This is a genomic window from Bacillus sp. FSL K6-1218 (assembly GCF_038006445.1).
Classification (GTDB): domain Bacteria; phylum Bacillota; class Bacilli; order Bacillales; family Bacillaceae_G; genus Bacillus_A; species Bacillus_A thuringiensis_S.
On the sequence record NZ_JBBOVE010000008.1, the window covers coordinates 1 to 8,285 of the forward strand.

The window sequence follows — 8,285 nt, forward strand, 5'->3', positions numbered from 1 at the left end:
CATTCTTTTAAAATAAATAAATGGGTAATTTATGTTTTTTCTTTCCTTGATCTTCAACTTTAAAATTTCTTAATGAATCCCTAAAGATATGTTGAGTTGCTTTGTCTATTCCATCTTTAGGAGAGCAACACATAACATTTGGGTTTACAAACCATGTACGACTAGTACAAACTCGTCCATCTTCAGTTGTAACACCTGATTGTGCAACTGCTAATACTCCTTTTTTTAATAAACCATTCATAACACTAGAAATACTTTGACGAGTCATTTTAAACTTTTCAGCTAAATATGTAGGTGATGCTGGATTATTTGTCTCACGTTCTACAAGAACATTGGTTTTAAATTCTACAGATGAAGTTAATTTGAATAAAAAAGCTTCTTCCTTACTGCTTAAATAACCTATTTCAATCAAATAATCTATATTATCCATTATAATTTGCACAAATCTCACCCGATCTGTAGGCTTTTTCTTTTTACCTATGAAATATTCTTCCCCACCAGACATTTTACTTAACATCTGTAAAAGCATAGCTCTTTCTTCTTCCGAATAACCACCAGTTTGCAATTGGTCATAAATACTATCAATCTTGCTATCTCTTATTTTCGCTTTTTTTTCAGCTTGTCCAAAATCTACAACTTTTGTCATAAAATAATTCTCTCCCTTAGTGGAAGGAATCAACTTTTATATGTTAGAATGTATATAGAATATATATTGGTTGATCCCAACCTTATTATGAAAAACCGCCTGCCGACCAAAGCATGGGCGGTTTTTCTCGTTTGTATGTCTTTCTTTATAATAACATGAAACACCTTGTTAAAGCTTTCCATCTCTTACAAAAGCACAACATTCAATCCTCTTTTTCTTTTTCAAACTCATACAACTCAATACTTTCATCATTATCACTCTTATCTTTCCCTATCAAAATCTCCATGTCTGCTCATTTCTTTCTTATGCTCACGTTCAAATTGATTATCTATTCCCTTGCTATCCAATTCATTTTTAATAATCCCTCTAAATACCTTAAATTTCTCTTTAAAAGCTTTTTTCGTCTGTTGATACAAAACTCTTATATTCTCCTTCAAATCCTTTATATGAGCTTTTAATGAGCCTATTTCAGTATGTAACTTTTTATTTTCCTCTTTCAAATCTAAATTTATCTTTTGAGATTCTTTTAAAGAATCATACAAACTATTGACTTGACGATTCAATTCCCTATTTTCTTTTACCAAATCCGTATTTTGCAAACGCTCATAATCTTTTTTTACAGTGACTGCTGCAGTTATCAATTCTTCTACTTTTTCGAGTTGCTTTGGTGAAAAAACATAATTACCTGTTTCTTTTTCAATGATTTCAGGTTTACCAATTAATTTTGGCTTTACCTCCGTCTTGATCTCTTTCTTTTTGGGCTTTAGCGTAATCTTGCTATCCGGTAATCTCTTGCTTATCTCCGTAATTTGATTCTCTATGTTAGAAACAGCTTCAGCATATTCCTTGTATTGACGGACTTTCATATATTTATGTGAACCCACATTAGCACGTTCAAAATTTGGAATTTGTTCTTTAGCTAAAGATTCAATATAAGCCGTTTCTAATTGTCTCCAATTCGCAATTAGCTCCGTTCCTTTTCCTTGTACACCTTGTTGTTGCAAGGCTCTATCCATTCCGACACGCCTCGTTAATCCTCGACTACTTTCGAAGTTCGGTACATAGTTAATATGTAAATGCGGATTTGCTTCATCATCATGTAATACCATGTTATAGACTGCTAGATTTGGATTTCGCCCTTGAAACGCCTCCGCATACTGTTTTAACGCTTCTTTTTTAGCTTCCCTATACTTTGGGTCATCTTTACCCTCTCCAACCGCTACAACCAATTCTCGTTGTTCATGTGTCTTTGTATCTTTTTTTATCTTGTCATAATAATCCTTAATTTTGCGATCATTACGTTTTTGTTTCTCGTTATACTTATTTACTGCTTCTTGAAAGACATCCTTGTATACACTTCGGATGTCCTTTTGAACAAAATAGATATTCTCTTCTAACCTGGATGGATCTATGCCAGGATTCCCATGAATGTTTTCTCTGTTATTATGGCTTAATGAACTTTGGTGAGATTGATTAAATGAGATAGAAAACAACATAAAGTGCCACCACTTTCTCTAGATCAATTGATACAATTAGTCTAGCAAAGCGACGAAATTGTGTCAATTGACGTAACCCTATACGTATTTTGACGCTTTCGCATCAAAATCGATAGGGGTCTGCGACGCTTTTCGGCTTTGCCGAGCCACATTTCACGTGGCAAAAATAAAACCTTGGGCTTTGCCCAAACCCACTGGGGAACTCTTCCCCAGCCCCCATCCATCGAACTCCCCAACCCCTCAATCCTTGAGGGGCTCCCTCGCCGGTTAGCAGGAACAAACGATTGTTTGTTCAATGCCAAGAGGGTTCGGGTGTAGTTCAGTTGGTCAAGTCAAATACTCCCTTCGCTTTGCTAGGTCCGTTTTGATTGACCAACACATACAATTTTTAAAAATTTAATATAAGGCTTATATATTAGGAACATTAGCGGATGCATGAAGGAGAGTTTTACATAAAATTAATTTAATGACAAAAAATAGGTAAATAAAGGAAGTGTTTTTATGAATTGGTATACTCCTTATCCCACAAATCAACATTTTTCAAATCAATCGCAGCAAATTTCTCCTTATCAACAACCATCATTTGAAACAATTTCAAGAGCAGCCGAATCAATTATACAACCTGATTTTTATAACACAGGTGAAAATCGTCAAGGTCGCGCATACTATTATAATTTAGTCGGTCATGGTCTATTTGAAAGAGCATTGAACCTACCAGGTGTTAACTCCACAAGCATAGTGGTAGCATCAATTACCGAAGTTAGTATTAGTGATGGTCAAGTAAAACCAAAACTAGGATCTGCTAATATGCAGATTTATAACGTTGTTCCATATGATGACGGCACAGTAGGTATACGAGGAAAAATTGATTGGCCTAATGATCTTAATTATCGCATTTCAGTTATAATATTTTAACAATAGTATTTGATATCTAGGGCCATTTTAATTATTTTCCAATAATTTAATAAAATCCTTTATAAATTTTTGAATAAAGACTTACTTTCAATAGCATTATATAAAAACAAAAAACCTAGCAATTGCTAGGTTTTTTGCATATGAGAAAAATACTATTTTCATGTCATACCATCTTCAAAGTTCCCATTATTGTATATTCATTTTTATAATCAGTTCGAATATAAGCTTTTGAATAGAAGTTTACTTTAAGAACAGCCAAGGCTATATTGTGAATGCTCATTGCATTATACGTTGGATTTAAAAAAGTGTTAATATGTAAAACTCTTTAATAAATGTTTTACTAACTTCTTAGCATATGAAATTCGCGTCTTGTTGGTGCTAACCTATATAAAACATAAACAAGTTAAATAAAAAGCCTAGTTTTTACTAGGCTTTTTATTTAAAAAAATACCATTTTTTCACCTTAATACACTTTTAATTTCACGATATTTTATACAATTAATAATAAAAAGTTCCAATGTAAACTTTTTATTATTAGTTTACTTTCAGAAACCCTAAAACATTATCTCAACACCAAATACCTTGATACTCTCAATTTATATAATAAAAGTATACATTCAAAACGCTATAAATAAAGAAATTAAAAATCAAAAAACAAAACAATGCCATATAAAAATTCTATATGGCATTGTTTTGTTTAATCCTTTTTTTAACTAAAAAAAATCTCTATACAGAAAGATTCACCCAATTTATATAAAGACAAATATCTAAAACATTAGAAAAAAATACAATATCAATAAAATCAATTAATATTAAGGAGGAATATTTATGGGACTCTCTTTTCATAATCAAACTAATGAAAAAATATATGTGGCTATAGCTTATTCTGATGTTGATTGTCAATCTGAAGGGAATATCCAATGGAGAAAAAGAGGTTGGTGGACTATAACACCCAATAATACAGTACTTGTATGGAATGGATCAGCTAATAATAAAATGTTTCTCTACTATGCTGAAAATGATGGACCTACTCGTATATGGGCAGGTGATAGATTTACTGACCTTCCACGTACAGCATTTAATAGATGCTGGACCATCCCTGGAGGTACTGACAGTAGAAATTTAGGTTTAAGATTATTCACAGCCACTGCAGATAATTTTACAATGAATTTAACTCCTTAAAAACAATTTAATACACGTCTTACAACTTTGAATTCCACTATTCACTTAACTACAATATTCTAATAATCCCTCAAAACTTGTATGGCTTAATTTTTTATTAGGGCTTATATAACAAAGATAATTGCTGATACACAAATCCCCTTATAGAATAGAAATATTTTGTATATTAAATCCTTCTTTGTTCTCTTCTTATTATCCAAAACACTAAAAAGGAGTGATAAAACATGTTTTATCATCAAACCGATAATCCAAATTATTATTCTTATAATCCTTATTATAATTCACAATACCCCAATATTAGAGACAATATGCAAAATCCATCATATTCTTCTCCTTCTTACTATCAAGAGCACACACATCCCATATATAATCAAGATCCTTACATCCATAATACAAACTGGGAGGAAATAAGAAATATTGATGTACCTTACTCTGATCTTTTCAGAAGAATCGCTGATTACGCTGCAATAAATAATTTTGCAGGAGGCTTCCCAACCTTCAGAAGAGACCCAGCACGTTCAATCTATGAAATTATATTAATCAATCCACAATATGGAGTAAAAGAAGATGTAAGAAATTTACCTTCACCTGCTAATTTTGCTCAACATATTAGAAATACAGATAGAAACTTAAAAGAAAACCCAAGATATTTAAGTGGATTTCCTAATTTTCATGTATCAGCATCAGGAAATCTTTTTGGAGCCACTAGATTATTCAAAAATGCAGGAGAAAGAAGATGGGTATCTGATTCAGAATTAGGCATAATTGGATCAGAAACTGATGAAAATCTAATGACAAGAGCACAAATGTACGCAGAAAGAAACGGGTTTGCTGGTGGATTTCCAAGTTTTGAACATAGTACTGGAAATCACGAAATAATATTACTAAACAAAGATGCAGCAACTAAAAGAATAGAATATTTTCCAGTATAAACACAAAATATTAAATAAAATTCCAAAAACACATAAATATAATAAGGAGATGCTTTTAAATTAATTTATATTGCATCCCCTTATTACATTTACGCAATAACTTCCATTTTATATTTTAAAACATTAAAAATTTTACATAAAGTGTATTCTACATTTAACCTTTAAACCAACCTAAAAAACCTTTCCTTTTTTGTTTTTGTATATCTCTAATATTTTCAAGCAATAACTGATCTCGCTTCTCTAGCTTCTTCTCTATAAAAATTTCTAACTCACTGTTTTTACTTTCTACTTCAGTTAACTTTTTCTCCGTATTCACTAAATACTCTTTTGTCGTAACCAATTCATTCGTAATTTCTTGCAATTTTTGAACGAGTGCTTGATTAAATTGATTTTGTAACTGCTGATTTTCTAATACTTCATTCAATTTCTTTTCTAATTCTGATTTTTCTTCTTTTGAAACAAACGAATCAATTTCTCCGTTTCTCCATGCCCTAACTTGATCATAAGACCATTTTTGTACCTGTATTTTTTCTTTTATTGCTTTTAATTCTTCTATATTTTCCTTCGAGTATCTGCGATGCCCCCCCTGACTTCGCTCCGTTTGTATATTAAATTCATTTGACCATACCTTTAGTAAATCGGGTGTGATCCCTAAAAAATCCGCAACAATTTTCGGTGTATGCATTTCCGATTTTAGTTCCAATTTTCATTCCTCCCCCAAAACGGAATACGTTTTTTACTTAAAAAACACGATTAAATCAACATTCCAATCAAAATCGGAATGCACTTACAACCGATATAACAACCGATTTTAAAAACAATTTAATTTCGAAATACATTCCGATTTTACCACCGATATGTATTACTTCTCGATAATAACATCAAAATCTTTTTTCTATATACAAAATTTTATGCAAAAAAAGAATAGCGGGGATCCCTAGAATCCTCGCTATATCAACAATGTATAAAATCCTGTATACCAAATAAACAGACAAAAAAAGAAGAATCCTTATAAATACAAGGATTCTAGCAAAGTATTTGCTACCGATAATAGGACGTTATGTTAACTTAACTTGTATACAATATACAAATCAAATCACAAAACATATTAGTTCTTCTAAATGGTACAATAAGGAAAAAGGAGGGCTAAATAATGCCTTTAGAAACCACTATTTCTTGCATCATTATTGCAATAATTATTGGTGCACTATTTGGAGGGATTATACGTATAATTCGGCATACCAGCAATCACAAAAAGCAAGAATCAGTTGAGCAAAAGTTAGATAGGGTTATTCAACTGTTAGAAAAACAAAATAAAGATTGACCCTCCAAACAGAGGGAGTTGTTGTTGAGATAAAGAAAAGGAAGGGAACATAAATGGAGTTGTATCGCAGTAAAATTAGAGAATTGCTTGAATTCAATAATCAAAGGAAATATTTCTATAAAGAGAAAGAAGAAGCCATTCAAGAAGTTGAAGAGAAACTTAACGTAACGCTTCCAGACAGTTACCGATGGTTTCTAAAGGAATATGGAGGCGGAGGTAATGGTCTATATGTGAATGATTGCAACGATATTTTGCATTATCATGACAGATTTAAGACCTTCAACATTCCGAAAGGATATATTATTATTGAGCATTGCGATGAGTATTCCTATTGTTTAGATACGGAAAAAATGATGAACAATGAATGTCCTGTTGTAAACTGGAGTGCCCATGAAAAAGGTATCTATCCAGCAGCGGACAATTTTTACAAACACTTATTAGAGAAAATTGAAAATGCAATTGAAAATGAGTGGTGGGAAGAATAATATATAACAAACCACAACACAAGTACTTTCAAGAAATACAAGCAGAATTACTTCCGTTTTCGATCATTATGTAAACACAAAAGTCCTCCAGTTAAACAATCCGGAGGACTTTTAATAGTTTTCTAAGTTATCTTCCAAATACACTCAATCCTAAATAAATCAAACTATAACTAATTAAAGCACTTGCAAGTATCAAACCTATTTTTAATAATTTGTCTTTTATATTAGGCTTTACTTCACTTACAGGTTTTCCCTCTATAAAATCAATTATTTGACGATAAGTCTTTAAATTGTGCTCTTTTTTTATGTTTTCAACTTGTTGTAATGAAAACATAAGCAAAATCGTAAGTACCACAGGTATTATAAGACCATAATAACCAAAAAAGTAAAATACAGGTGCAATAGAAATAGGAAGTATAATCATTAATGCTAACATGATGTAACTCCACTTAAAGAAAGTTGATTTTTGAAGTTCTTCTTTCATGATCTTTACATCTCCTTTAACTAAATCATCCAGGGAGACATTAAAGAGAATACTCATCATTAGTAAATTATGAATATCTGGATAGTTCCTTTCATTTTCCCAGTTAGAAATAGATTGTCTGGAAACATGAATTTTTTCTGCTAACTTCTCTTGGGACATATTATCCCGTTTACGAAAATATTGTATTTGTCTACCAATGTTCATCTATACATCTCCCTTAAGTTTGAGGTTAAGTTAAAGGCTAATTAAAGACTACCAAATTTCTTTATAATAACGTGATTCTAAGGTGTAAAAATGTTTTATCATGCTATTCTCCCTGTTTTTGGGTGTGAGTGCTGGCTGGGGGGTTGGGGGCTAGACCCCAAGAACTTAACGTAACTGAATATAGAATAAACTTATTATTTAAATCGATAGAACTAGCGGTTCGGCGGGTATAATTGCTGATCCAAGTCGAGCAACTTAACCCCGTTTTTGGTCTGTTCGGCTTGGCGAAAACTAAAAACCCGCCGAAAAAAGTTTTGCAAGGACAATATCAAAAAAAAAAGGCGATAGCCTTTAGGTGAGGACTAACGAACCGACTTTTTTGATATTGAGGGTGGAGATTTTTGAGTGATCTTCTCAAAAATACAACCCGTTCCTTGCGGAACTTTTAGCCCTATATATAAGAGTGAGAAGGGCAAAGTAAAGAAAGTCAGTAATATCAAGGTTTTATAGAAAGTAGGGTGTCAAAAAAAAGCGACACCAGTGTCAAAAAAAAGTGACACCTAAAAAAAGGTAAAAAAACAAAAAAAAAAAAAAAAAAGAATGCAAGAAAATTTTTG

General features: G+C 31.8%; 9 protein-coding genes. 5 read left to right on the forward strand and 4 right to left on the reverse strand.

What is annotated here, in order from left to right:
• Window positions 1-7: 7 nt before the first annotated feature.
• Window positions 8-646, reverse strand: a complete 639-nt coding sequence (locus MHI26_RS31455) for a MarR family transcriptional regulator (RefSeq protein WP_000170177.1) — start codon at window positions 644-646, stop codon at window positions 8-10.
• A 260-nt stretch (window positions 647-906) separates the two neighbouring features.
• The gene (locus tag MHI26_RS31460; RefSeq protein WP_061668064.1) at window positions 907-2,142 is read right to left on the reverse strand and encodes a plasmid recombination protein; all 1,236 of its coding nucleotides are present in this window, start codon (window positions 2,140-2,142) and stop codon (window positions 907-909) included.
• A gap of 501 nt (window positions 2,143-2,643) precedes the next feature.
• Between MHI26_RS31460 and MHI26_RS31465 the strand changes: the two genes are divergently transcribed.
• The 3 genes from MHI26_RS31465 to MHI26_RS31475 all read left to right on the forward strand — a co-directional run bounded on the left by MHI26_RS31465 (window position 2,644) and on the right by MHI26_RS31475 (window position 5,171).
• Complete coding sequence (locus MHI26_RS31465; protein WP_340809367.1) at window positions 2,644-3,057, forward strand: hypothetical protein; 414 nt, start codon at window positions 2,644-2,646, stop codon at window positions 3,055-3,057.
• 828 nt (window positions 3,058-3,885) lie between these two features.
• Window positions 3,886-4,239, forward strand: coding sequence for a DUF1036 domain-containing protein (locus MHI26_RS31470; protein ID WP_061668066.1), 354 nt, complete (start codon window positions 3,886-3,888; stop codon window positions 4,237-4,239).
• Between the two features lie 224 nt (window positions 4,240-4,463).
• Complete coding sequence (locus MHI26_RS31475; RefSeq protein WP_061668067.1) at window positions 4,464-5,171, forward strand: hypothetical protein; 708 nt, start codon at window positions 4,464-4,466, stop codon at window positions 5,169-5,171.
• A gap of 154 nt (window positions 5,172-5,325) precedes the next feature.
• Here MHI26_RS31475 and MHI26_RS31480 read toward each other — a convergent pair whose 3' ends face one another.
• On the reverse strand, window positions 5,326-5,874 hold the full coding sequence (locus tag MHI26_RS31480; RefSeq protein WP_061668068.1) for a MerR family transcriptional regulator: 549 nt from the start codon (window positions 5,872-5,874) through the stop codon (window positions 5,326-5,328).
• A gap of 450 nt (window positions 5,875-6,324) precedes the next feature.
• On the opposite strand from MHI26_RS31480, the gene MHI26_RS31485 reads away from it, so the two are divergent.
• The gene (locus MHI26_RS31485; protein ID WP_147801826.1) at window positions 6,325-6,495 is read left to right on the forward strand and encodes a DUF4083 family protein; all 171 of its coding nucleotides are present in this window, start codon (window positions 6,325-6,327) and stop codon (window positions 6,493-6,495) included.
• 53 nt (window positions 6,496-6,548) lie between these two features.
• Entirely contained in the window at window positions 6,549-6,980 is a 432-nt protein-coding gene (locus MHI26_RS31490; RefSeq protein ID WP_061668069.1) for an SMI1/KNR4 family protein, read from the forward strand.
• Window positions 6,981-7,107: 127 nt separating this feature from the next.
• On the opposite strand, the gene MHI26_RS31495 is transcribed toward MHI26_RS31490, so the two are convergent.
• Window positions 7,108-7,668 (reverse strand): helix-turn-helix domain-containing protein, encoded by a 561-nt coding sequence (locus MHI26_RS31495; protein ID WP_061668070.1) that lies wholly within the window; start codon window positions 7,666-7,668, stop codon window positions 7,108-7,110.
• Window positions 7,669-8,285 lie beyond the last annotated feature (617 nt).

Excerpts from the sequence above, each read along its gene's own strand:
- MHI26_RS31455 (WP_000170177.1), bottom strand. The coding sequence starts at position 646 with ATGACAAAAGTTGTAGATTTTGGACAAGCTGAAAAAAAAGCGAAAATA.
- MHI26_RS31460 (WP_061668064.1), bottom strand. The coding sequence starts at position 2,142 with ATGTTGTTTTCTATCTCATTTAATCAATCTCACCAAAGTTCATTAAGC.
- MHI26_RS31465 (WP_340809367.1), top strand. The coding sequence starts at position 2,644 with ATGAATTGGTATACTCCTTATCCCACAAATCAACATTTTTCAAATCAA.
- MHI26_RS31470 (WP_061668066.1), top strand. The coding sequence starts at position 3,886 with ATGGGACTCTCTTTTCATAATCAAACTAATGAAAAAATATATGTGGCT.
- MHI26_RS31475 (WP_061668067.1), top strand. The coding sequence starts at position 4,464 with ATGTTTTATCATCAAACCGATAATCCAAATTATTATTCTTATAATCCT.
- MHI26_RS31485 (WP_147801826.1), top strand. The coding sequence starts at position 6,325 with ATGCCTTTAGAAACCACTATTTCTTGCATCATTATTGCAATAATTATT.
- MHI26_RS31490 (WP_061668069.1), top strand. The coding sequence starts at position 6,549 with ATGGAGTTGTATCGCAGTAAAATTAGAGAATTGCTTGAATTCAATAAT.
- MHI26_RS31495 (WP_061668070.1), bottom strand. The coding sequence starts at position 7,668 with ATGAACATTGGTAGACAAATACAATATTTTCGTAAACGGGATAATATG.